This window comes from Streptomyces lydicus, assembly GCF_004125265.1.
GTDB lineage: Bacteria > Actinomycetota > Actinomycetes > Streptomycetales > Streptomycetaceae > Streptomyces > Streptomyces lydicus_C.
Genome location: NZ_RDTE01000003.1, coordinates 3,794,586 through 3,815,533 on the forward strand (window position 1 = coordinate 3,794,586; position 20,948 = coordinate 3,815,533).

Annotated in this window: 26 protein-coding genes; 20 read left to right on the forward strand and 6 right to left on the reverse strand. The window is 71.9% G+C overall.

The annotated features are described in order from the left end of the window. Nucleotides 1-36 precede the first annotated feature (36 nt). Entirely contained in the window at nucleotides 37-1,770 is a 1,734-nt protein-coding gene (locus tag D9V36_RS18985) for an ABC transporter ATP-binding protein (RefSeq protein WP_129294838.1), read from the reverse strand. Nucleotides 1,771-1,987: 217 nt separating this feature from the next. On the opposite strand from D9V36_RS18985, the gene D9V36_RS18990 reads away from it, so the two are divergent. The 7 genes from D9V36_RS18990 to D9V36_RS19020 all read left to right on the forward strand — a co-directional run bounded on the left by D9V36_RS18990 (nucleotide 1,988) and on the right by D9V36_RS19020 (nucleotide 6,773). Next, entirely contained in the window at nucleotides 1,988-2,233 is a 246-nt protein-coding gene (locus D9V36_RS18990) for a MoaD/ThiS family protein (protein WP_129298521.1), read from the forward strand. Between the two features lie 10 nt (nucleotides 2,234-2,243). Next, on the forward strand, nucleotides 2,244-3,713 hold the full coding sequence (locus tag D9V36_RS18995) for a hypothetical protein (RefSeq protein WP_129294839.1): 1,470 nt from the start codon (nucleotides 2,244-2,246) through the stop codon (nucleotides 3,711-3,713). A gap of 182 nt (nucleotides 3,714-3,895) precedes the next feature. Continuing rightward, the gene (locus D9V36_RS19000) at nucleotides 3,896-4,597 is read left to right on the forward strand and encodes an LmeA family phospholipid-binding protein (RefSeq protein ID WP_164992981.1); all 702 of its coding nucleotides are present in this window, start codon (nucleotides 3,896-3,898) and stop codon (nucleotides 4,595-4,597) included. 237 nt (nucleotides 4,598-4,834) lie between these two features. Further along, entirely contained in the window at nucleotides 4,835-4,942 is a 108-nt protein-coding gene (locus tag D9V36_RS43080; protein ID WP_350252853.1) for a putative leader peptide, read from the forward strand. 192 nt (nucleotides 4,943-5,134) lie between these two features. Next, nucleotides 5,135-5,980 (forward strand): sulfurtransferase, encoded by an 846-nt coding sequence (locus D9V36_RS19010; protein ID WP_129294840.1) that lies wholly within the window; start codon nucleotides 5,135-5,137, stop codon nucleotides 5,978-5,980. 38 nt (nucleotides 5,981-6,018) lie between these two features. Next, nucleotides 6,019-6,306, forward strand: coding sequence for a DUF1416 domain-containing protein (locus D9V36_RS19015; RefSeq protein ID WP_030085405.1), 288 nt, complete (start codon nucleotides 6,019-6,021; stop codon nucleotides 6,304-6,306). A gap of 179 nt (nucleotides 6,307-6,485) precedes the next feature. After that, entirely contained in the window at nucleotides 6,486-6,773 is a 288-nt protein-coding gene (locus tag D9V36_RS19020; RefSeq protein ID WP_086718475.1) for a DUF3099 domain-containing protein, read from the forward strand. Nucleotides 6,774-6,794: 21 nt separating this feature from the next. On the opposite strand, the gene D9V36_RS19025 is transcribed toward D9V36_RS19020, so the two are convergent. Then, complete coding sequence (locus D9V36_RS19025) at nucleotides 6,795-7,160, reverse strand: DsrE family protein (RefSeq protein WP_086718474.1); 366 nt, start codon at nucleotides 7,158-7,160, stop codon at nucleotides 6,795-6,797. Between the two features lie 315 nt (nucleotides 7,161-7,475). Between D9V36_RS19025 and D9V36_RS19030 the strand changes: the two genes are divergently transcribed. The 6 genes from D9V36_RS19030 (at nucleotide 7,476) to D9V36_RS19055 (ending at nucleotide 12,900) form a co-directional block, all read left to right on the forward strand. Continuing rightward, nucleotides 7,476-8,063 (forward strand): FABP family protein, encoded by a 588-nt coding sequence (locus D9V36_RS19030; RefSeq protein ID WP_129294841.1) that lies wholly within the window; start codon nucleotides 7,476-7,478, stop codon nucleotides 8,061-8,063. 240 nt (nucleotides 8,064-8,303) lie between these two features. Then, entirely contained in the window at nucleotides 8,304-9,398 is a 1,095-nt protein-coding gene (locus D9V36_RS19035; RefSeq protein ID WP_206739694.1) for a FecCD family ABC transporter permease, read from the forward strand. A gap of 63 nt (nucleotides 9,399-9,461) precedes the next feature. Beyond that, nucleotides 9,462-10,286: an ABC transporter ATP-binding protein gene (locus tag D9V36_RS19040; protein ID WP_129294842.1), complete on the forward strand. Its 825-nt coding sequence runs from the start codon at nucleotides 9,462-9,464 to the stop codon at nucleotides 10,284-10,286. A 10-nt stretch (nucleotides 10,287-10,296) separates the two neighbouring features. Next, nucleotides 10,297-11,352, forward strand: a complete 1,056-nt coding sequence (locus tag D9V36_RS19045) for an ABC transporter substrate-binding protein (protein ID WP_129294843.1) — start codon at nucleotides 10,297-10,299, stop codon at nucleotides 11,350-11,352. 98 nt (nucleotides 11,353-11,450) lie between these two features. Then, complete coding sequence (locus tag D9V36_RS19050) at nucleotides 11,451-11,888, forward strand: Fur family transcriptional regulator (protein WP_129294844.1); 438 nt, start codon at nucleotides 11,451-11,453, stop codon at nucleotides 11,886-11,888. A 31-nt stretch (nucleotides 11,889-11,919) separates the two neighbouring features. Then, nucleotides 11,920-12,900 (forward strand): YgfZ/GcvT domain-containing protein, encoded by a 981-nt coding sequence (locus tag D9V36_RS19055; protein WP_129294845.1) that lies wholly within the window; start codon nucleotides 11,920-11,922, stop codon nucleotides 12,898-12,900. A 157-nt stretch (nucleotides 12,901-13,057) separates the two neighbouring features. On the opposite strand, the gene dtd is transcribed toward D9V36_RS19055, so the two are convergent. After that, complete coding sequence (gene dtd, locus D9V36_RS19060; protein WP_088799275.1) at nucleotides 13,058-13,483, reverse strand: D-aminoacyl-tRNA deacylase; 426 nt, start codon at nucleotides 13,481-13,483, stop codon at nucleotides 13,058-13,060. 175 nt (nucleotides 13,484-13,658) lie between these two features. On the opposite strand from dtd, the gene D9V36_RS19065 reads away from it, so the two are divergent. The 4 genes from D9V36_RS19065 to D9V36_RS19080 all read left to right on the forward strand — a co-directional run bounded on the left by D9V36_RS19065 (nucleotide 13,659) and on the right by D9V36_RS19080 (nucleotide 17,065). Beyond that, nucleotides 13,659-14,396 carry an ABC transporter substrate-binding protein gene (locus D9V36_RS19065; RefSeq protein ID WP_129294846.1) on the forward strand — a complete coding sequence of 246 codons (738 nt, stop codon included), beginning with the start codon at nucleotides 13,659-13,661 and terminating at the stop codon, nucleotides 14,394-14,396. Nucleotides 14,397-14,447: 51 nt separating this feature from the next. Further along, the gene (locus D9V36_RS19070; RefSeq protein ID WP_241720934.1) at nucleotides 14,448-15,467 is read left to right on the forward strand and encodes an asparaginase; all 1,020 of its coding nucleotides are present in this window, start codon (nucleotides 14,448-14,450) and stop codon (nucleotides 15,465-15,467) included. A 467-nt stretch (nucleotides 15,468-15,934) separates the two neighbouring features. Further along, nucleotides 15,935-16,366 (forward strand): ankyrin repeat domain-containing protein, encoded by a 432-nt coding sequence (locus tag D9V36_RS19075; protein WP_129294847.1) that lies wholly within the window; start codon nucleotides 15,935-15,937, stop codon nucleotides 16,364-16,366. 132 nt (nucleotides 16,367-16,498) lie between these two features. Next, nucleotides 16,499-17,065, forward strand: coding sequence for an NADPH-dependent FMN reductase (locus D9V36_RS19080; RefSeq protein ID WP_129294848.1), 567 nt, complete (start codon nucleotides 16,499-16,501; stop codon nucleotides 17,063-17,065). Nucleotides 17,066-17,093: 28 nt separating this feature from the next. Here D9V36_RS19080 and D9V36_RS19085 read toward each other — a convergent pair whose 3' ends face one another. After that, nucleotides 17,094-17,924 (reverse strand): class I SAM-dependent methyltransferase, encoded by an 831-nt coding sequence (locus D9V36_RS19085; RefSeq protein WP_241720935.1) that lies wholly within the window; start codon nucleotides 17,922-17,924, stop codon nucleotides 17,094-17,096. A gap of 91 nt (nucleotides 17,925-18,015) precedes the next feature. Continuing rightward, nucleotides 18,016-18,426, reverse strand: a complete 411-nt coding sequence (locus tag D9V36_RS19090) for a VOC family protein (RefSeq protein WP_129294849.1) — start codon at nucleotides 18,424-18,426, stop codon at nucleotides 18,016-18,018. Between the two features lie 144 nt (nucleotides 18,427-18,570). On the opposite strand from D9V36_RS19090, the gene D9V36_RS19095 reads away from it, so the two are divergent. Both D9V36_RS19095 and D9V36_RS19100 read left to right on the forward strand, forming a co-directional pair. Beyond that, nucleotides 18,571-19,212, forward strand: a complete 642-nt coding sequence (locus tag D9V36_RS19095) for a TetR/AcrR family transcriptional regulator (protein ID WP_431357684.1) — start codon at nucleotides 18,571-18,573, stop codon at nucleotides 19,210-19,212. Beyond that, nucleotides 19,212-19,592: a VOC family protein gene (locus D9V36_RS19100; protein ID WP_129294850.1), complete on the forward strand. Its 381-nt coding sequence runs from the start codon at nucleotides 19,212-19,214 to the stop codon at nucleotides 19,590-19,592. Before D9V36_RS19095 ends, D9V36_RS19100 begins: the two co-directional genes overlap by 1 nt. A 144-nt stretch (nucleotides 19,593-19,736) precedes the next feature. On the opposite strand, the gene D9V36_RS19105 is transcribed toward D9V36_RS19100, so the two are convergent. Next, nucleotides 19,737-20,189, reverse strand: a complete 453-nt coding sequence (locus D9V36_RS19105; protein ID WP_129294851.1) for an Lrp/AsnC family transcriptional regulator — start codon at nucleotides 20,187-20,189, stop codon at nucleotides 19,737-19,739. A gap of 120 nt (nucleotides 20,190-20,309) precedes the next feature. On the opposite strand from D9V36_RS19105, the gene D9V36_RS19110 reads away from it, so the two are divergent. Continuing rightward, the gene (locus tag D9V36_RS19110) at nucleotides 20,310-20,927 is read left to right on the forward strand and encodes a LysE family translocator (protein WP_129294852.1); all 618 of its coding nucleotides are present in this window, start codon (nucleotides 20,310-20,312) and stop codon (nucleotides 20,925-20,927) included. Nucleotides 20,928-20,948: the final 21 nt, after the last annotated feature.

A 20,948-nucleotide genomic window follows, 5' to 3' on the forward strand; every position in this document is an offset into this window, starting at 1 on the left:
TCTCGGCCCGGGGGGCCGCTCCCTTGTCCGCGGTGGTCACGCCGCCTCCTGCTCGGTGAGCTGGGAGAGCACGATCTCCCGGTAGGTCTCGTTGCCGGCCATCAGCTCGGCATGGGTGCCGGTGCCGACGACCCGGCCTTCGTCGAGGACGACGATCCGGTCAGCGCCGCGGATGGTGGCGACCCGCTGGGCGACGATCACCACCGTCGCGCGGTCGGTCTCGCGGGAGAGCGCGGCACGCAGCGCGGCGTCCGTCGCGTAGTCCAGCGCGGAGAAGGAGTCGTCGAAGAGGTAGATCTCGGGGCGTCGCACCAGGGCGCGGGCGATCGCCAGCCGCTGGCGCTGGCCGCCGGAGACATTGCCGCCGCCCTGCGCGATCGGGGCGTCCAGGCCGCCTTCCATCCGCTCGACGAAGTCCCGCGCCTGGGCGGTCTCCAGGGCGTGCCACAGCTCGTCGTCGGTGGCGTCCGGGTTGCCGTAGCGCAGGTTGGTGGCGACGGTGCCGGAGAAGAGGTACGGCTTCTGCGGGACCAGGCCGATGGCCCTGGCCAGCGTCTCCTGGTCGAGGGTGCGGACGTCCTCGCCGTCGACCAGAACCGTGCCGCCGGTCGCGTCGAAGAGCCGCGGGACGAGCCCGAGGAGGGTCGACTTGCCGGAGCCCGTGGAGCCGATGACGGCGGTGGTCTCACCGGGGCGGGCGATCAGCGAGATGTCCTTGAGGACCGGCTGTTCGGCGCCGGGGAAGCGGAACTCGACGCCGCGCAGTTCCAGTTCGCCGTGGCGGCGGAGTTCGGTGACGGGGTTCCGGGGCGGGGTGACGCTGGAGTCGGTCCCCAGGACCTCCTGGATGCGCTCGGCGCAGACCTCGGCGCGCGGCAGCATCATCACCATGAACGTCGCCATCATGATCGACATCAGGATGTACATCAGGTAGCTGAGGAACGCCGTCAGCGCGCCGATCTGCATGGACCCGCTGTCGATCCGCAGCCCGCCGAACCACACCACGGCCACGCTGGAGAGGTTCACGATCAGCATGACCAGCGGGAACATCATCGACATCAGCCGGCCGGCGCGCAGCGACACCTCGTAGAGATCGGTGCTGGCCCCGGCGAACCGCTCGCGCTCGTGCCGGTCGCGGACGAAGGCGCGGATGACGCGGATGCCGGTGATCTGCTCGCGCAGCACGCGGTTGACGGTGTCGATGCGCTCCTGCACCCCGCGGAACAGCGGCCGCATCCGGCGCACGATCAGTGCGACGAGAATCCCGAGGACCGGGACGATGACCAGGAGGAGGCCGGACAGCGGCACGTCCTGGTTGAGCGCCATGATGACGCCGCCGACGCACATGATCGGCGCCGAGACCATCATCGTGAACGTCATCAGCACCAGCATCTGGACCTGCTGGACGTCATTGGTGGTGCGGGTGATCAGCGACGGCGCGCCGAAGGCGCCCACCTCGCGGGCGGAGAAGGACTGCACCCGGTCGAAGACCGCGGCACGGATGTCCCGGCCCAGCGCCATGGCCGTACGGGCACCGAAGTAGACGGCACCGATCGCGCAGACGATCTGCAGCAGGGTGACGGCGACCATGAACCCGCCGACGCCGAGGATGTAGCCCGTGTCCCCCTTCACGACACCGTTGTCGATGATGTCGGCGTTGAGGGTGGGCAGATAGAGGGTTGCCAGGGTCTGGATCAGCTGAAGCAGCACGATCACGGATATCGAGCGCCGGTGGGGCCGCAAATGCGCCCGTGCGAGTTGGACCAACACGACATGAGCCTAGGCGAACACTTGCCCACGGCAATCGAATTTCCGGTGTACGTCCAGCACGGGCGCGGAGCCTTTGCCAGAACTTGCCCGGAGCCGGATCACCCGCCGCGTAGGCCATCATGGAGGCGGCAACGACGGGGTCCCGCCACCACGGGGCGTCCCCGACCGACACGACGAAGAGGCCGCCGTGACAACAACTGGCACCGTGACTGGCACCGTGCGCTACTGGGCCGCGGCCAAGGCCGCCGCCGGCACGGCAGAGGAGCCGTATGCGGCCGCGACGCTCGCCGAGGCGCTCGACGCGGCGCGCACGGCGCATGCCGCGAACCCCGAGTTCGCGCGCGTCCTGCTGCGCTGCTCATTCCTGGTGGACGGCGATCCGGTCGGCACCCGCGACCACCAGGCGGTGCCGCTGGCCGAGGGCGGCACCGTCGAGGTCCTGCCGCCGTTCGCGGGAGGGTGAACACACGACCATGAGCGACAACCAGCCGCAGCACCGCCACCCGTACGAGCCGCACGACCCCTACGCCCAGCAGGCCCCTTACGGGCAGCAGCAGCCCCCCTACGGGCAGCAGGCACCGCAGTCCGCACAGGCCCCCTACGGGCAGCAGGCGCCGTACGACCCGCAGGCGGCGTACGAGCCGCAGGTTTCCTACGGGCAGCAGCAGCCGCACGGACAGCAGGCAGCTCAGGGGTACCAGGCAGCACACGGGCAGCCGTCCCCCTACGGGCAGGGGCAGCAGGCCTACGCCCCCTCCCCACAGCAGCAGCCGAGGCCCGACCAGTACGGGCACGGGCCGCAGGGCCCCGGCCGGCCGGGTCCCGACCCGTATGGACGTGACCCGTACGGACGCGGCCAGTACGGGTACGACGCCTACGGACAGCAGCAGCCGCAGCAGCAGCACCGGCAGCCGCAGCCGCAGCAACCACAACCGCAGCAGCCGCAGCGGCCGGCCCATGGCCAGGACGGCTACGGCGCCCCGCACCTGGCGGAGACCGCGCCGCTGCCCCTCCAGCACCAGACCGCCCGCCCGGCGGACGAGCCGTACGCCCGCCGGCACCCACAGCACCCTCAGCAGGCCCATCAGGCCCAGCAGGCCCGGCCGGCGGCCGCCGCACCCGCACCGGCCGCCCCCGCACCGGCCGCGAGCGCCCCGGTCTCCACCGCGTCGGTCTCCTCCGCGCCGCTCGCCCCCAACCAGCGCGCCCGCGCCGAGGGCCGCTCGCCGATCATCCCGCCCGGGATCCAGCCGGCCGCGCTGACCGCCGGGCTCGCCCTGCTGCTGGCGCTGACCGCGTCGCTGGGCCGCCCGGTGCTCGCCGTACCGGTGGCGCTGCTGCAGGCCGTCACCGCCGCCGGCTGGTTCCGGCTCAACGGCATGTGGCCGGCCCGCCAGGGCATCGCGCTCGCCTTCCTGGGCGGCCTGACCACCGATGTCGCGCTGCTCGCCACCGACCGCGCGAGCGCGCCGCTGGTCGGGATCGGCACGCTCGGGGTGTGGTGTCTGCTCGTCCTCGTCCTGCAACTGCGCAATCGCAGCAGCGCCGACGAGCGGATGTACGCGCTGACCGCGGGCCTGACCTCGTCCGCGCTCGCGGTGCTGGCCGCCGGCCACCTCGCGGCGAGCCCGCAGGCGGTGGTGGCGGGCGCCTGTGCGGTCGCGGTGGCCACCCTCGCCCGTGCGCTGCCGCTGCCCTCCGCCGCCTCGATCGCCATCTGCCTGGTGGCCGCCGCGGGCGCCGGTATCGCGGCCGGGCAGCTGACCGGCCTCGGTGCGTCCGGTGCGCTGCTGGGCCTGGCGGCCGGCGGCTGTGCCCTGATCGGTCTGCGGGTGGCCAGCTACGACTACCCGTCCCGCTTCGTCCACCTGACGGCGGGCGTGGCCCTGCCGCTGGCGCTGGCCGCGCCCGCGGTGTACGTCCTCGGGCGGGCGCTGGGGTAACCCCCGGGGCCCCTCGATGCCGTGAGCGGCACCGTGCGGCGGCCGCCGGAAGCGCCCCTGGCGCGTTCCGGCGGCCGCCGCTGCCGCTTCCCGGACCCCGTCGTCTAGGCTCCCCGGAGCGCAGGCAGGGGGCCTGCACGGACACGGCCGGGATCCGGCCCAGGTGTGGGGGTAGTGGTTCGATGCGTGCACTACGCGTGCTGTTGATCTTCCTCGTCATATTCGGCGGGCTGTTCGTCGCCGCCGACCGGGTGGCGGTGAACCTGGTCGAGGACAAGGCCGCGGACAAGATCCGCAGCAGCCAGGGGCTCGACAAGGCCCCGGAGGTCTCGATCAAGGGCTTCCCGTTCCTGACCCAGGTCGCGGGCCGCAGCCTCGACGAGGTGGACGCCGAGCTCGGGGGGATCGAGGCCCGTGCCCAGGGGCATGCGCTGCGCATCGACCGGCTCTCGGCGCAGTTCCACGAGGTCGGGCTGACCAGCGACTACACCTCCATCAAGAGCGCCGCCACGGCCACCGGCAACGCCCGGATCAACTACGCCGACCTGACCAAGGCGGCGGGCGGCGGCGTCACCATCGGCTACGGCGGGCAGAAGGACGGCCGCGGCCAGGTCAAGATCTCGCCGAAGATCCCGGTCCTCAGCTCGCTGGACGTGACCGGCTCCATCACGATCGTGGGCGGCGACACCGTCCGGCTGCGCGCCGACGGGCTCCCGGCGGTGTGCCGGGCCCTGCCGGGCTGTGAGAGCAAGGTGCGCGCCCAGACCGACCACGACTGGAAGCTGGACCAGCTGCCCGGCAACCTGAAGCTGGAGAAGGTCGCGACCACGCCCGAGGGGCTTTCGATCTCCGCCGCCGGCAAGGACGTCAAGCTTCCCGGCTGACCGGTTATTCACGGCGGGCCGCCCCACCGGCCCGCCGCCCGGTCCGCCGGCCGATCCACCCCTCGTCCACTTCCTGAGACGACCGAGTCCGTACGCCAGACCCCCACCGGCGTACGGACGCCCGGGGCCCGCGCGCCCCTCCATGGCGACACCATCGATCCCACATCGCGGACAATCGCGTCTCGCCATTCGACACGCCGGTGACACGCGCCGCTCCGCGTCCCTACGATCGGTGTCATGCAGAGCTCATTGAGCGGTCTCCGTCCCCGGGGACGTGCGGTACTGACGAAGCGGCGGGCAGTTGACCTGTGCCGCGTCGCCGCCATGCTCTGTCGCCCTGTCTGACGGGCTCTTCGCACCCTCCCCCGGCTCCGGCCGGCAGGTGTCCCCAGCCCGCCCGGCCACTGCGGCCGCACCCTCACGCGTCCCGGCGCAGCGCCGCCCCGGAACCCCGTCCGGAAGTCACCGGCGTCCACCCGGCCTACCCGCGTGCCCTCTCTGCCACTGCCCCCCGTAACTGCCCCGGAGGAGAAGAACATGAGCCGTAGCGACGTCCTCGTAGACGCCGACTGGGTCGAGGCCCACATCGAGGACCCGAAGGTCGTCCTCGTCGAGGTTGACGAGGACACCTCGGCCTACGACAAGAACCACATCAAGAACGCCGTCCGGATCGACTGGAAGCAGGACCTCCAGGACCCGGTCCGCCGCGACTTCGTCGACCAGGAGGGCTTCGAGAAGCTGCTCTCCGCCAAGGGCATCGGCAACGACGACACCGTGGTCCTCTACGGCGGCAACAACAACTGGTTCGCCTCCTACGCCTACTGGTACTTCAAGCTCTACGGCCACGACAGCGTCAAGCTGCTCGACGGCGGCCGCAAGAAGTGGGAGCTGGACTCCCGCGACCTGGTCGACGGCTCCGAGGTTCCCCAGCGCCCGGCCACCGAGTACCGGGCCAAGGCCCAGAACACCGCCATCCGTGCCTTCCGGGACGACGTCGTCGCCGCGATCGACAACCTCAACCTGGTCGACGTGCGCTCCCCCGACGAGTTCAGCGGCAAGCTGCTCGCCCCGGCGCACCTCCCGCAGGAGCAGTCGCAGCGCCCCGGCCACGTGCCCAGCGCCCGCAACATCCCGTGGTCGAAGAACGCCAACGACGACGGCACCTTCAAGTCGGACGACGAGCTCAAGGCCCTCTACGAGGGTGAGTCGGTGGACCTGGCCAAGGACACCATCGCCTACTGCCGCATCGGTGAGCGCTCCGCGCTGACCTGGTTCGTCCTGCACGAGCTGCTCGGCCAGAGCAACGTCAAGAACTACGACGGCTCCTGGACCGAGTACGGCTCGCTGGTCGGCGTCCCGATCGAGCTCGGCGCCAACAAGTAAGCAAGCAGCTTCTCCCTCACCCTCAAGGAAGTACCCCTATGTGTGGAGCACAGGCAGGCGGCCCGGACGCCTCGACCATCAAGCCCGGTGAGACCACGATCCAGGGCAGCGTGACCCGCGACGGCGAGCCCGTCACCGGTTACGTCCGCCTCCTGGACAGCACCGGTGAGTTCACCGCCGAGGTTCCCACCTCCGCGACCGGACAGTTCCGCTTCTACGCGGCCGAGGGCACCTGGACGCTGCGTGCGCTCGTCCCGGGCGGCACCGCCGACCGCACCGTCGTCGCCCAGCAGGGCGGCCTGGCGGAGGTCGCCATCGCCGTCTGACGGCGGCAGTGGCCGCGCTCCCCAGCAGGGGCACTCGCCACGATCCGTACGGCCGAGGGGCCGCACCCCAGAGGTTTGGACGCCTTTGACTGGGGGTGCGGCCCTTTGCGCCGTCCGGGTGCGAACGGCATCTCCCCCGCCGACTTCTGTCCTGCCCCGCGCGGACTTACCGTGGACTTATGGACGCGCACCGCCGGTCGCCCGTACAGCGCCGCCATCGCAGGTACTTCGTCCTGATGGGCGTGTGCCTGGTGCTGTTCGTCCTGGCCTGGGGCGTGGTGCGGCTGTGGTCGGTGCCGGCCGCGGTGGGCATGTGTGTGGTCGCCATGGTCATTCCGCCGGTCGCGGCGATCATCGGCAACCGCCGGGAGCCCGGTGAGCGCTGGTGGGACGAGTCCGGCGACCCGGAGTCCGACCGCTGGTGGCGCGAGCTGGACGACCGGGGCGACGACAAGCACACGCAGTAGCCGCCCCGGGCGCCGCGGGCCTCAGTACACCAGCGCCTGGACGTCGTCCGGCATGATCTCGCTGACGAACAGCTGGGAACCGGCGATCCCGGCCCCCTCGATCAGGTCCTTCTGCTCGATGTCCCGCCGGGCCGCGCACTGGGTGCAGACGGTGATCGCGCCGCCACCGGCCCGGATCCCGTCGATCAGCTCCGGCAGAGGGGCCGCATGCGGCAGCTCGAACTCCGCCGCCCGCCCCGGGAGCGCGAACCACACGGACTCCCCGGTCAGCCACAGCGACACCTCGACACCGCTGGCCACCGCCACCGCCGCCACCGTGAACGCCTGCGAACACCGCTCGGGCGCATCCGCACCCGCCGTCACCTTGATCACGAGCTTCTTCGCCATGGGGCAAGAGTAGGGGCGGCGGACCTCACAGCGCCGTTGTCACCGCCGCCGACTAGACTCTCAGGCGGTCCGTTACACCCTCACTCCGTTCAGGGAGCGCGCTCGTGCTTGAGGCATTCTTCACCACCCTGCTGGTTCTGGTCGCCATCGGCGTGATCTCGTTCGCCGGTCTGACCTGGAAGAAGCTGTACCAGGGCCAGCGCTGAGCGTTCGCTCCCCCAGCCCCCGGCGGGTGGCCAGCCCCACCCGCCAGCCTCCACGGAGCGCCCTGTGCGCCCCTGTCGGTTCCCCTCCACATAGATCGCCTGAGCTCTCATGATCGAGATCCCGTCCGACCTGAACCCGGCCCTGGTGCCGCTCGCCTTCCTCCTCGGCAACTGGGAGGGCGCCGGCGTCGCCGAATTCCCGGGCACCGAGAAGTGCAACTTCGGGCAGGAGGTCAGCTTCAGCCACGACGGCCGTGACTTCCTGGAGTACACCTCGCACAGCTGGGTGCTCGACGCCGAGGGCAAGAAGGTGCGCCCGCTGGAGAGCGAGAGCGGCTACTGGCGCATCGACGCGGACCGCAAGGTCGAGATCGTGATGTGCCGCGACCAGGGCGTGGTGGAGGTCTGGTACGGCGAGCTGGCCGACCAGAAGCCGCAGATCGACCTGGCCACCGACGCCATCGCCCGCACCGCCGCCTCCGGCCCGTACAGCGGTGGCAAGCGGCTCTACGGCTACGTCAACAGCGACCTGATGTGGGTCGGCGAGAAGTCCACCCCGGACGTGCCGCTGCGGCCGTACATGTCGGCGCATCTGAAGAAGGTCGCCGACCTCAAGGAGTGGGCGGAAAACCTCCCCGAGGACACCCCGGACGGCGTCTCCTTCTTCCGTCCCGACGGCACGCCCTACAACCCGTAAGCACGACGGGAGAGCCCCGCTCTCCTCGCCAGCGCCCCGCGGGGGAAGCCGGTCGAAGTCCGGCGCTGACCCGCAACGGTAGGCGGAAGGCATCCTTCCGCAAGCCCGATTGCCCGTGGTGCGCGCAGCTTCCCGCACAACTCGCCGTGGACTGCGAGGGGACGCCACCGGACCGGCGCGGTCCCGGACCGGCCCTTGGTACGTACGGACGCGGCCCGACCCCGAGGCGGCCGACCGACCGTGGCGACCCCCACCGCGCACCCGACGACGGACCGGGCCGGCGCACCACCGCCGCCCCGGCGGCCGCCGCTACCGCCCCTGCTCGCCGTCCTCACCGCCGTCCTGCTCGGCTCCCTGCTGTGCGGGACCGGCCTCGGCGCCGCCGGTCTGAGCTGGTCGGAGGCGCTGCGCTATCTGGGCGCCGGGCTGACCGGCGGGACGATCTCGCCCGACGAGGTCTCCGGCTACACCATCGTGTGGGAGCTGCGCTTCCCCCGGGCCGTCCTGGCGGCCGTGGTCGGCGCCGGGCTCTCCGCCATCGGGGTCGCCGTCCAGGCCCTGGTCCGCAATGCGCTCGCCGATCCGTTCGTCCTCGGCATCTCCTCCGGCGCCGCCGTCGGTGCCAACGCCGTCCTCCTCTTCGGGGCGCTCGGCGGCCTGGGCGTCTGGGCGCTGTCGGTGTCGGCGTTCGCCTCCGCGCTGCTCGCCATGGCGCTCGTCTACGCGGCCGCCCGCACCGCCCACGGGCTCACCCCGCTGCGCCTGGTGCTGACCGGCACCGCGATGTACTACGGCTTCTCTGCCGTCACCACCCTGATGGTCTTCACCGCCGACCGCGGCGAGGCGGCCCGCTCGGCGATGATGTGGCTGCTCGGGAGCCTGAGCGGGGCCGGCTGGAACTCGGTGCCGATCGCCGCCGCCGCGGTGGCCGCGGCCCTGGCCCATCTGCTGCTCTCCGCGGGCCGGCTGAACGCCCTGGCGATGGGCGACGAGACCGCCGCCGCCCTGGGCGTGGACGCGCACCGGCTGCGCCGTGAGCTGTTCGTCGTCGCGGCCGCCGTCACCGGTGCGGTGGTCGCGGTCAGCGGCGCGATCGGCTTTGTCGGGCTGATGGTGCCGCATGTGGCCCGGATGCTGGTCGGCGCCGACCACCGCCGGGTACTGGCCGTCGCGCCGCTGCTCGGCGCGGTGCTGCTGGTGTGGGTGGATCTGCTCTCGCGGGTGCTGCTGGCGCCCGTCGAGCTGCCGGTCGGGGTCCTCACCGCCGTCATCGGCGTGCCCTGCTTCGTGCTGCTGATGCGGCGGCGCGGCTACACCTTCGGGGGCGGCGCCTGATGCGGACCGAAACCTTCGGAGGTGGTGCTTGATGCGGACCGAGACCTTCAGAGGCGGTGCCTGATGCGGATCGAGATCACGGACCTGTCCGTGGAGGTGGCCGGGCGGCGGCTGGTCCACGACATCACGCTGCGGGCCGGCAGCGGCCGGATGGTCGGCCTGGTCGGCCCCAACGGCAGTGGAAAATCAACCCTGTTGCGCTGCGTCTACCGCGCGCTGCGGCCGGCCGCCGGGACCGTACGGCTGGACGGCGCCGACCTGCACGCCATGGACGCGCGCGAGGGCGCCCGGCTGCTGGCCGCGCTGCCCCAGGAGTCCGGTACGGAGTTCGACTTCACGGTGGCCGAGGTCGTCGCGATGGGGCGGCTGCCGCATCAGCGCGGAGCGGGCCGGGCGAGCGCCGAGGACACCGCGCGGTGCGCCGAGGCGCTGGCCCGGGTCGGCGCGGACCACCTGGCAGGGCGCGGCTTCCTCGGCCTGTCCGGCGGCGAGAAACAGCGGGTGCTGATCGCCCGGGCGCTGGCCCAGGACCCGCAGGTGCTGGTCCTCGACGAGCCGACCAACCACCTGGACATCGCCCAGCAGTTGGAGGTCCTGGCGCTGGTGCGGGCCGGCGGCACCTCCCGGCCGGAGTCCGGGCGGCGGCTGACGGTGCTGACCGCGCTGCACGACCTCAACCTGGCCGCCCGGCACTGCGACGAGCTGTACGTCCTCGACGGCGGCCGGATCGTCGCCGCGGGCCCGCCCCACGATGTGCTCACCCCCGACCTGCTCGCCGGGGTCTTCGGGGTCCGCGCCCACCGCGTACGGCATCCCGAATCGGGCGCCGTCCAGCTGCTGTTCGACCGTCTCGCCGCCCCCGCCCCGAGCCCCGTTGCCGACTCCTGAGGACCCCGCCATGCGCCGCCCCACCGCCCCGCTCACCGTCCTCGCCCTCGCGCTCGCCCTGACCGGCTGCGGCGCGAAGGTCTCCGGCGACGGCAGCGACGACACGAACCACGCGTCCGGCCGGCACCCCGCCGGGGCCGCCGGCCACTACCCCGTCACCGTCGAGAACTGCGGCACCCGCACCACCTACGACCAAGCACCCCGCCGGGTGGTCACCAATGACGTCGGCATCACCGAGATCATGTTCGCGCTGGGCCTGGAGGACCGGATGGCCGGCTATGCCGTGCCGGACGACAAGGGCGATCTCGACGGCCTGCCCTGGAAGGCCGCGTACGACAAGGTCCCCCGGCTCTCGACCAAGCCGCTCACCAAGGAGATGGTCCTCGACGCGCGTGCCGACCTGGTCTTCGCGGGCTGGAACTACGGCTTCGGCGAGGACACCGGCCTGACCCCCGCCGCCCTCGGCAAGCTCGGCATCGGCAGCTACGTCCTGACCGAGTCCTGCCACCACGGCACGGACGGCTCGGACGGCACGGCGCGCGGCGTGATGCCGCCGCTGAAGGCGCTCTACACCGACCTGACCACGCTCGGGAAGATCTTCGGCGTCGAGGACCGCGCCGCCGCCCTGGTGAAGAAGTACAAGAAGCAGGTGGCCGACGCCGCGGACCGGGCCCCCGCCGCGGCCGGACGTCCGTCCGTCTTCCTCTACGACGACGGCCGCGACAAGCCGTTGACCTCGGGCAGGTACGCCGGACCGCACGACATCATCACCAAGGCGGGCGGCGAGAACGTCATGAAGGACCTCAAGGACTCCTGGACGACGGTCGGCTGGGAGACCGTCGTCGCCCGCAACCCCGACGTCATCGTGATCAACAACTACGGCGACACCTCCGCCGCACAGAAGAAGGCGTTCCTGGAGTCCTACGCCCCGCTCGCCGGCGTCCCGGCCGTCAAGCACCACCGGATTTACGTCATGGATTACGCCGAACTCGTCGAAAGCCCCCGCAACCCGGCCGCGGTCGGCGACCTGGCCCGCTACCTGCGGGGCGTACGGGCGGGCGGCTGACCCGGCGTACGGGCGGGCGGCTGACGTGGTGGCCGTACGGGGGCGGCCTGACGCGGCAGCCCACGGCCGCCCGGCGCCCGTCCTCCTACACTGGCTGTGTGGTGACCACCGACTGGCAGAGCGACCTCCGCAGGCGCGGATACCGCCTGACCCCCCAGCGTCAGCTCGTACTGGAGGCTGTGGACAGGCTGGAGCACGCCACCCCTGACGACATCCTCACCGAGGTGCGCAAGACCGCGGGCGGGGTGAACATCTCCACGGTCTACCGGACCCTGGAACTCCTCGAAGAGCTGGGCCTGGTCAGCCATGCCCACCTCGGACACGGCGCCCCCACCTACCACCTCGCCGACCGCCACCACCACATCCACCTGGTCTGCCGGGACTGCTCTGACGTCATCGAGGCGGATCTGTCGGTGGCCGAGCCGTTCACGGCCCAGCTGCGACGGCAGTTCGGCTTCGAGACGGACATGAAGCACTTCGCGATCTTCGGACGCTGTGCCGCCTGCCGTGAGAAGACCGCCGAGGGCGACGGCTGAGACTGTCGCGGACGGGTCGTAGGCTGGCCCCATGCTGCGACCATCACCCGCCAGCCCCCTGCTGTCGCTGCCCGGCGCCGTCCCCGCCGAGGCTCCGGACGAAGGCGTCGCCGCGCACTACGGAGACCTCTTCCGTGAGCAGCGCGCCCTCGCCGACGGCTCCGGCTTCGTGGACCTCTCCCACCGCGGCGTGGTCACCGTCACCGGCCCCGAACGCCTGAGCTGGCTGCACCTGCTGCTCACCCAGCACGTCAGCGAACTCGCGCCCGGCCATGCCACCGAGGCGCTGATCCTGTCCGCGCACGGCCACATCGAGCATGCGGTCTACCTCGTCGACGACGGCGAGACGACCTGGATGCACACCGAACCCGGCCACCAGGAGGCGCTGATCGCCTACCTGGAGAGCATGAAATTCTTCTACCGGGTCGAGGTCGCCGACCGCACGGACGAGATCGCCGTCGTCCATCTGCCGGCCGGCTCCATCGCCGAGGCGCCCGCCGGCGCCGTCGTCCGCGAGACCGCGCACGGCCGCGATCTGTTCCTGCCGCGCGCCGAGCTGGAGCGGTTCGCCGCTGATCACGGCCCGGCGGCCGGTGTCCTGGCGCTGGAGGCGCTGCGCGTCGAGGCCCACCGCCCCCGGCTGGGCCTGGAGACCGACCACCGCACCATCCCGCACGAGCTGGGCTGGATCGGCACCGCCGTACACCTCCAGAAGGGCTGCTACCGCGGCCAGGAGACCGTCGCCCGGGTCCACAACCTGGGGAAGCCGCCGCGTCGGCTGGTCTTCCTGCACCTGGACGGCAGCGAGGTCCATCTGCCGCCGCACGGTGCCCCCGTCCGTCTCGCCTCGGACGGCGAGGAGGGCCGGCAGCTCGGCTTCGTCACCACCTCGGCCCGCCATCACGAGCTCGGCCCGATCGCGCTCGCCCTGGTCAAGCGGAATGTGCCGCTGGACGCGCAGTTGATGGCGGGGGGCACGGCAGCGGCGCAGGAGGCGGTCGTCGAACCGTAGGGCGCGCCACGGGGGCACGGCGGCGCTCCGGCGGCCGGTGCGGGGGCCTTCTGCGCCGGGAGCCTCTGCACCGGGGTGCCTTCTGCCCGGGGTGCCTTCTGCCCGGGGTGCCCGTCGGGGCCTGCGCCGGCTGACGCCTGCGCGTCCAGCCGGCCCCCTACACCTCCACCAGCACCGTGAACGGCCCGTCGTTCGTCAGCGACACCTTCATGTCCGCGCCGAAGCGGCCGGTCTCCACCTGGGCGCCCAGCGCCCGCAGCTGCGCCACGACCTCATCCACCAGCGGCTCGGCGACCGGCCCCGGGGCCGCGGCGTTCCAGGTCGGGCGGCGGCCCTTGCGGGCGTCACCGTAGAGAGTGAACTGGCTGATCACCAGCAGCGGCGCGGCGGTGTCCGAGCAGGACTTCTCGCCCTGCAGAATCCGCACCGACCACAGCTTGCGGGCCAGCTGCGCCGCCTTCTCGGGGGTGTCCTCGTGCGTGACCCCCACCAGCACGCACAGCCCCTCACCGACGATCTCTCCGACCGTCTCGCCCGCCACCTCGACGCGTGCGCCGTCAACCCTTTGCACCACAGCTCGCATACCCGCCATCATGCCGGGCGGCACACCGCCTTCGGACAGCCGTGCCCCTCCGGGGGCCGTTCGGGTGCCATGGCCCTGCAGAAGGACCGCCCAGAGTGGCACGATGCGTGCACGTGGTGCGTTTCATGGACAACATGCCCAGGAAGCGGCACCGGACGAGGGGACGGAACGACCCATGAGCACTCTCGGCGCCGGACAGACACCCGGTCCCGTACCAACCGCCCGTACGACACCGACCGGCCGGACGACCTCCACCGCCCCCACGCCAGACACCGCACGTCCGCCCGGCACTCCACCACCCCCCACCGCCCTGACGACGACCACGGCAGCGGCTCGCGTCGAGCCCCCCGGCACCGAGGACGGTCCCATGCTCCAGGCAGGCCAGGCGCAGCAACCCCGCCCCCCGCAGCAGCGCGACCGCTGCCGTCCGGACACGGCGCCCGAGCTGTCCGGCCTGGGGCTGCCCGAGCTGCGGGTGGTGCGGCGCGACTCACAGCAGGAAGAGGCCGATCTCAGCTATCTGCGGCGGCTGTTGCAGGGCCGGATCGACATCCTGCGGGCCGAGATCGCCCGCCGGTCCGCGCAGCACTCCCCGCTGCTCGACCGGCTGCCGGAGATCCTCACGGACCTGCCGTCCCGGCACCGCTCCTCGGCGCGGCATGTGACGGTCGGCACGCCGCACAGCGAGGAGAACCGCAGGCTCGCCGAGGAAATCCTCGGCGAGGTCGCGCTGTCCGACCTCACCGCGCGCACCGACCAGGAACTCCAGGAGGCCATGGGCCGGCTGATCCGCTACGAACAGGAGGTGTCGCGTCGCCGTCAGTCACTGCAGCGCACCGCCGACGACTGCAGCGCCGAAATCGCCCGAAGGTACCGTGAAGGCGAAGCGCAAGTAGACGACCTGCTGTCCTGACCGGGCCACCAGCCTTCGGGGGGCGACGGGTCACTCCCCGGAAGGCCGCCGATGACCTCGCCCACTCCGATATCCGCACCGACCCCGGAAGCCGGCGCAGACGCCGGCGTGGAAGCCGGCAGGTCTTCGCCGGTGTCCCCCGTGCTCGCCGAGGTCGTCCGCTCCGGCTTCGTCGAGGGCCGGCACCGCGGGGCCCTGGTGGTGCTCGCGGCGGACGGCGGCGTGGAGTGGTCGCTGGGCGAGGTGACCGCTCCCGTCTTCCCCCGCTCCACCAACAAGCCGATGCAGGCCGCGGCGGTGCTGCGGGCGGGTCTTGACCTCTCCGGCGAGCGGCTGGCGCTGGCCGCCGCGAGCCATTCCGGCGAGCCCTTCCACCTCGACCTGGTGCGGACCATGCTGGCCGAGCACGGGCTGACCGCCGAGCAGCTGCAGACGCCGGCGGACCTGCCCCTGGACCCGGAGGAGGCGGAGGCGTACCTCGCCGCCGGACGGGTCCGCGACCGCCTCACGATGAACTGCTCGGGCAAGCACACCGCGATGCTGGCCGCCTGTGCGCGCAACGGCTGGCCGCTCGGCTCGTACCTCGACCAGGCGCATCCGCTGCAGCAGCTGGTGGCCGAGGGGGTGCGGGCCGCGAGCGGCGAGGAGGTCGCGCACATCGGCACGGATGGCTGCGGGGCGCCGCTGCTCTCGCTGTCCCTGACCGGGCTGGCCCGCGCCTTCCGGTCCTTCGTGCTCGCCGAGCCCGGGAGTCCTGAGCGGCGGGTGGCGGATGCGATGCGTGCCCACCCCGAGTACGTTGCGGGCACGCGGCGGCCGGACACCTGGCTGATGCGAGCCCTGCCGGGCACGCTCGCCAAGATGGGGGCCGAGGCGGTCCAGGCGCTGGCCCTCCCGGACGGCCGGGCCCTCGCCTTCAAGGTCGACGACGGGGCGGGCCGCGCTCTGGGGCCGGTTCTCGCCCGGACGCTGCGTCTGATGGGGATCGACGCCGCTGTGCTGTCCCGGCTGGAGGATGCGCCGCTGTGGGGCGGAGGGGTACGGGTCGGGGAGATCAGGGCTGCGTTTTGAGGGGTGGGGGCTTTGCGGGGCTGGCGCCTTGCGGGGTTCGTGGTTGCCGCTGGGGCCGGAGGGGACGCACCGGAACCCTCCCCCAGCCTTCGGCCGGGAGGTGCCCCCACGGCGCGGGCGGCCCTGGTACGTGGAATTGAGTACCCCGGCGTTCGCTCCGGCCCTGCGGGCGGGTCCCGGTACATCCCCTCCGGCCTTCGTTCGTTCCCGGCTGACGGCCGGTGGCACCGTCCGTCACCGCACACATGCGGCCTCAGGCCAAGGAACACCCGCTGCGGGGCCACCGAGCGCCCCCTACGGCGCCCCAACCACACCCCGTAGGCAAACCGGCCCCAGCCATACCCGCCCAGAGCACCCCGCCCCTCCCCCACCCCTCGCGCCCGCTGCCCCCGCAGCGCCGGCCTGCATAAGGTGGCGATGACACAGTGCAGGCACGCACCACCCACCACAGCAGGAGGCCGGCGATCATGAGCGACGCGAATTCCGAGCCGCAGGGGCCCGAGGCGATCGAGCACGCGCACGACCCCGAGGTGCTGCAGCTCGCGGCGAAGGTGTTCGACCTGGCACGGCACGGCGACACCGACACCGTCGCCGCATACGTGGACGCGGGTGTCCCCGCCAACCTGACGAACGACAAGGGCGACTCGCTGGTGATGCTGGCGGCGTACCACGGTCACCCCGCCACCGTGGAGGCCCTGTTGCAGCGTGGCGCCGACGCCGACCGCCCCAACGACCGTGGCCAGACCCCGCTCGCCGGCGCGGTCTTCAAGGCCGAGGACGAGGTCGTCAAGATTCTGGTGGCACACGGCGCGGACCCGTCGGCGGGCACCCCCTCGGCCATCGAGACGGCGCGGATGTTCGAGAAGTCGGAGCTGCTGAAGCTGTTCGGGGCGGAGTGAGACGAGGGCTGCTCGCCCGTGGGCACGGCTCGGGTATGGCCTGATCGCTTGACCTCAAGCTCACTTGAGGTCCTAGCGTCGGTGGTCGGCGGCGCTCCCGCCGCTCACGTGTCACGCCACGAAGGGCCCCGCATGTCCGAGCACCCCTACCGTCTCGCAGTGATCATCGCCAGCACCCGGGAGGGCCGGTTCGCCCCTGTCATCGCGAACTGGTTCTCCCGGCACGCCGAGACCCACGCGCATATCGACCTGGACGTGATCGACCTCGACACCGTCCGCCCGTACGAACTCCGCTACGGCAGTGCGGAGTTCGAGTCGTTCGCCAAGCATGTCGACGAGGCCGACGCATTCGTCGTGATCACCGCGGAGTACAACCACTCGTTCCCGGCCCCGCTCAAGCACGCCATCGACCTGCTGCACCGCCAGTGGCAGGCCAAGCCGGTCGGCTTCGTGTCGTACGGCGGAGTCTCCGGCGGTCTGCGCGCCGTCGAGCAACTGCGGTTGGTTTTTGCCGAGTTGCATGCCACCACGGTCCGCGAAACGGTGAGCTTCTCGCTCTCCGGCAACCTCTTCGACGAGGCGGGCAGCCTGCACGACCCGGCCCCCGCCGCACAGGCCGCCGACACCCTGCTCAACCAGCTGACCTGGTGGGCGGTGACCCTCCGCGAGGCCCGCGCGACCCGCCCGTACGGCGGCTGAGCCCCGTCACCACAGAGCCGCTGCCGGATTACCGCCGCACCGCCGTCGCGAGATGCACGTTCATCGCGCACGGAATACTGCCGTCCGGCAGCGCTGCCGCCGCCGACTCCGCCTCGAAGCGGGCCCGTAGATCCGCGGTGACCGCGGGGTCGAGCGGCCCGATGTCGTAGAGGCAGCCGACGGTGTGCCAGATCCGCTCGGGCGGCCCCGACAGATCGATCCGTACGGTCTCCCACTCCACGGGGCCGAATCCGGCCGCCCCGAAAACCTCGTCGAAGCCCTCGTGGCTGCGCAGCCGCGGGTTCCCGAGCGGCGGGGTCCGCTGCTCCGGCGGCGCCTCCTTGAACAACGGCTTCGCCAGCCGCAGAAACCTCTCGTACGCCTCACCGCCGGCCGCCCCGCCACCCACGACGACGGCCAGCGTCCCGCCCGGCTCCAGCACCCGCGCCAGCTCCGCCGCAACCTGCTCCGCGTCGCTCATCAGCATCAGCGCCATGTGGGAGACGCAGCCGTCGAAGTGCGCTGCGGGGAAGGGTAGTTGCTGTGCCCTGCCGACGCGGAGGTCCGCCCGTCCGACGCCGGGGCGGCGGCGGGCCAGCGCCAACTCCTCGGCGGACAGGTCGATCCCGGCGAGCCGGCGCCGGGCGCCCGCCTCCCCGGTGGCGAGGAGTTCCAGCAACAGCCCGTCGCCACAGCCGAGATCCAGCACCCGGCCGCACGCCGCCACCCGGTCCCGCAGGATGTCGTAACTGGAACGGCCGTCCCCGGCCCGCCCATGAGCCATCGCCCGCGCGGTCACCGCGGGATGCGCGGCATGAAAGGCGCGCAGAAAGTCTTCCCGTTCCATCGCCATCGTCATGACGCCGACCCTAGGAGCCGGCGCCCCCGCGTCCTGCCGGATCTGCCGAATCCGGCCAGATCCGGCAGGTCCCTCACACCCCTCGGCCCTGTCAGCCGTCGGACGGTCGCTCCTGGAGCGCCCAGCCGTTGCCGTCCGGGTCGCTGAAGTAGACGAACGAGTTCCACGCACCGCCGGGGCCGTCGGCCATCGCCCCGCCCTCCACATGCTGTACGGGACCGGCCGCCACGCCCCGTTCGACCAGTTGCGCACGGGCCGCGGCGATATCGGAGACCACCAGCTGGAGCCCCTGCACGGAACCGGGCTCCCCCTCCGCGACCCCGTCGCCCGCGCCGATCACGATCGAGCAGCCCGACCCCGGCGGCGTCAGCTGCACGACGCGCACCGCGTCACCGACGCACATGTCGTGATCGACGGCAAAGCCCAGCTGCTCGCCGTAGAAATGCTTGGCCCGCTCCACATCGGCAACCGGAATCGGCACCAGCTCAAGCTTCCAATCCATGGCGCGCCACCCTTCCGTACGGCCAACGGCCCGGAACAGCGACCGCCGACACCGGCCCCCTCACGCTCCAAAAAGTCTAGGGAGGGAGAGCCGGAAACGCGTCGGCATTGACGGAGTGAGTACTCACTCCGTACCTTGGAGGTCATGACCACGCCTCCTTCCCGTCGACGTGCCCCCGGCATGAGCGTCGAGCAGCGCCGGGCCATGATCGTGGCCGCCGCACTGCCGCTCGTGGCGGAGTACGGTGCCGCCGTCACCACCGGCCAGATCGCCCGCGCCGCCGGCATCGGTGAGGCCACGATCTTCCGGGCCTTCAAGGACAAGGACGAGGTGCTGGACGCCTGTGTCGCCGAGGCGATCGGCACGGACCACGTCCTGCGCGAGCTCGCCTCGGTCTCCCTGGACGAGCCGCTCGCGGTACGGCTGACCGAAGCCGCCGAGGCGCTGCGCGCGCACATGGAACGGATGGGCACCGTCATCGGCGCGCTCCACGCTTCCGGCCACCGCCGCGGCCGTGAGCCCGGCCCCGGCGCCCGGGACGGCGACCGTCCACCGCGGGACGGCCGGACCGAATCCGCCCTCGCCCTGCGCAATGCGGTCGTCGAACTACTCGAACCCGACCGGGACGCCTTTCGCCTGAGCGCCGAGAAGGTCGCCTCCGCATTTCTGGGGCTGCTCTTCACCCGGCTGCAGACGCCGATGCCGGAGGCCGATGCCCCGCTCACTCCCGACGAGCTCATCGACGTACTGCTGCACGGCACCCTCCACCACTCCGGGAGAGCCTGATGACCGTGACCCTCAACCACACCATCGTTCCCACCGCCGACCACCGCGCGGCCGCCCACTTCTTCGCGTCGGTCATGGGTCTGCCGGAACTGCCGCCGGCCGGCCGGCAGGGGCACTTCGCCCCGGTCCGGGTGAACGAAACGCTCACCCTCGACTTCATGACCGTCCCGGGCGCCGATGGCCATCACCTCGCCTTCGACGTCGATCCCGAGACCTTCGACGGAATCCTCACCCGCCTCCAGGCCGCCGGCATTCCCTACGGCAATAACCCCGCCGCGCCGGACAACGGCCGTACCGACCATCAACTGTGCGCCCGCGCCCTGTACTTCCGCGATGGCTCCCACAACCTCTATGAGGTCATGTCGCGGGACGAGGGCTAGTCGCGGGACGAGCTTGTCGTGGGAGGCGCTCGCCGTGGGAGGCGCTCGCCGTGGGACCGAGTGGACGCCTTCCGGGGGAGGCCAAGGCCACCGCATGAGGCCGCCACAAGGGACCGTCGCCTGGGGGCAGTTCGCGCGGCTTGGCTACTCGGGCAGCGGGCGGTCGTCGACGACGTGCTTCATGACGAGGGTGGAGGTCAGGCGTTGGACGCCGGGCAGTCTGGCCAGGCGCTGGTCGTAGAGCTGCTGGAAGGCGGACAGGTCGGTGGTGGCGATGCGCAGGAGGTAGTCGGGCTCGCCGAACAGGCGCTGGGCCTGGAGCACGTGGGGAACGGCGGCCACTGCCTCCTCGAAGGCGGTGACGGTGTCGCGGCCCTCCCAGCGCAGCGTGGCGAAGACGAGGGCTTCGAAGTCGAGGCCGACGGCGGCCGGGTCCACGACGGCGCGGTAGCCGCGGATCGCGCCTGCTCGTTCGAGGTCGCGCAGGCGGCGGTGGCAGGGAGACACACTCAGCTGCACGCGGGCGGCGAGCTCGGTGACCGTGAGACGGCCGTCCAACTGCAGCTCGGTAAGAATCTTCCGGTCCAAGGCGTCCATGGGGAAGATTCTCCCTCAAGAAGCGCGATCATGAGGTAAATGCGGAAACATTTTCGGGCAGATCAGACCTAACCTTCCCCTCATAGCGCAGAACGCGGAACGTGAGAGAAGGACCGGTCCATGGACACGACGACACTGGCGGCTTTCCTGGCAGTGGATCTCCTGCTGGTGTTCACCCCCGGTGCGGACTGGGCCTATGCGATCGGGGCGGGGCTGCGGGACCGGTCGGTCGTTCCGGCGGTCGCGGGGCTGATAGCCGGGTACGCCGGATACACGCTGCTCGCGGTCGCGGGTCTGGTGGTGATCGTGGCGAGCTCGACGACCCTGCTCACCGCGCTGACCGTCGCGGGGGCGGGCTACCTGGTGTGGCTCGGCTGCAGCGTGCTGAGGCAGCCGGCCACGTTGACGGCCTCCGGTGCGGCCGTGGGCTCGTCCCGCTTGCAGATCATGCTCAAGGGGGCCGGTACCAGCGGCCTCAACCCGAAGGCGTTGCTGCTGTACTTCTCGCTGTTCCCGCAGTTCATCGACCCGGCGACGGGCTGGCCGGTCGCCGCGCAGACGGGATTGCTCGGCACGCTGCACATGGCCTCGTGCGCCGTCGTCTACCTCGGCGTCGCCGTGCTCGCCCGGACCGTTTTGAAGACCCGGCCGTCCGCGGCCCGGGCGGTCACCCGGTGCTCCGGCGCCATGATGATCGTCATCGGTGCGCTCCTGCTGGTGGAAAGCCTGGCAGGCTGACGGGCCCGCCTCCCCCCTCCC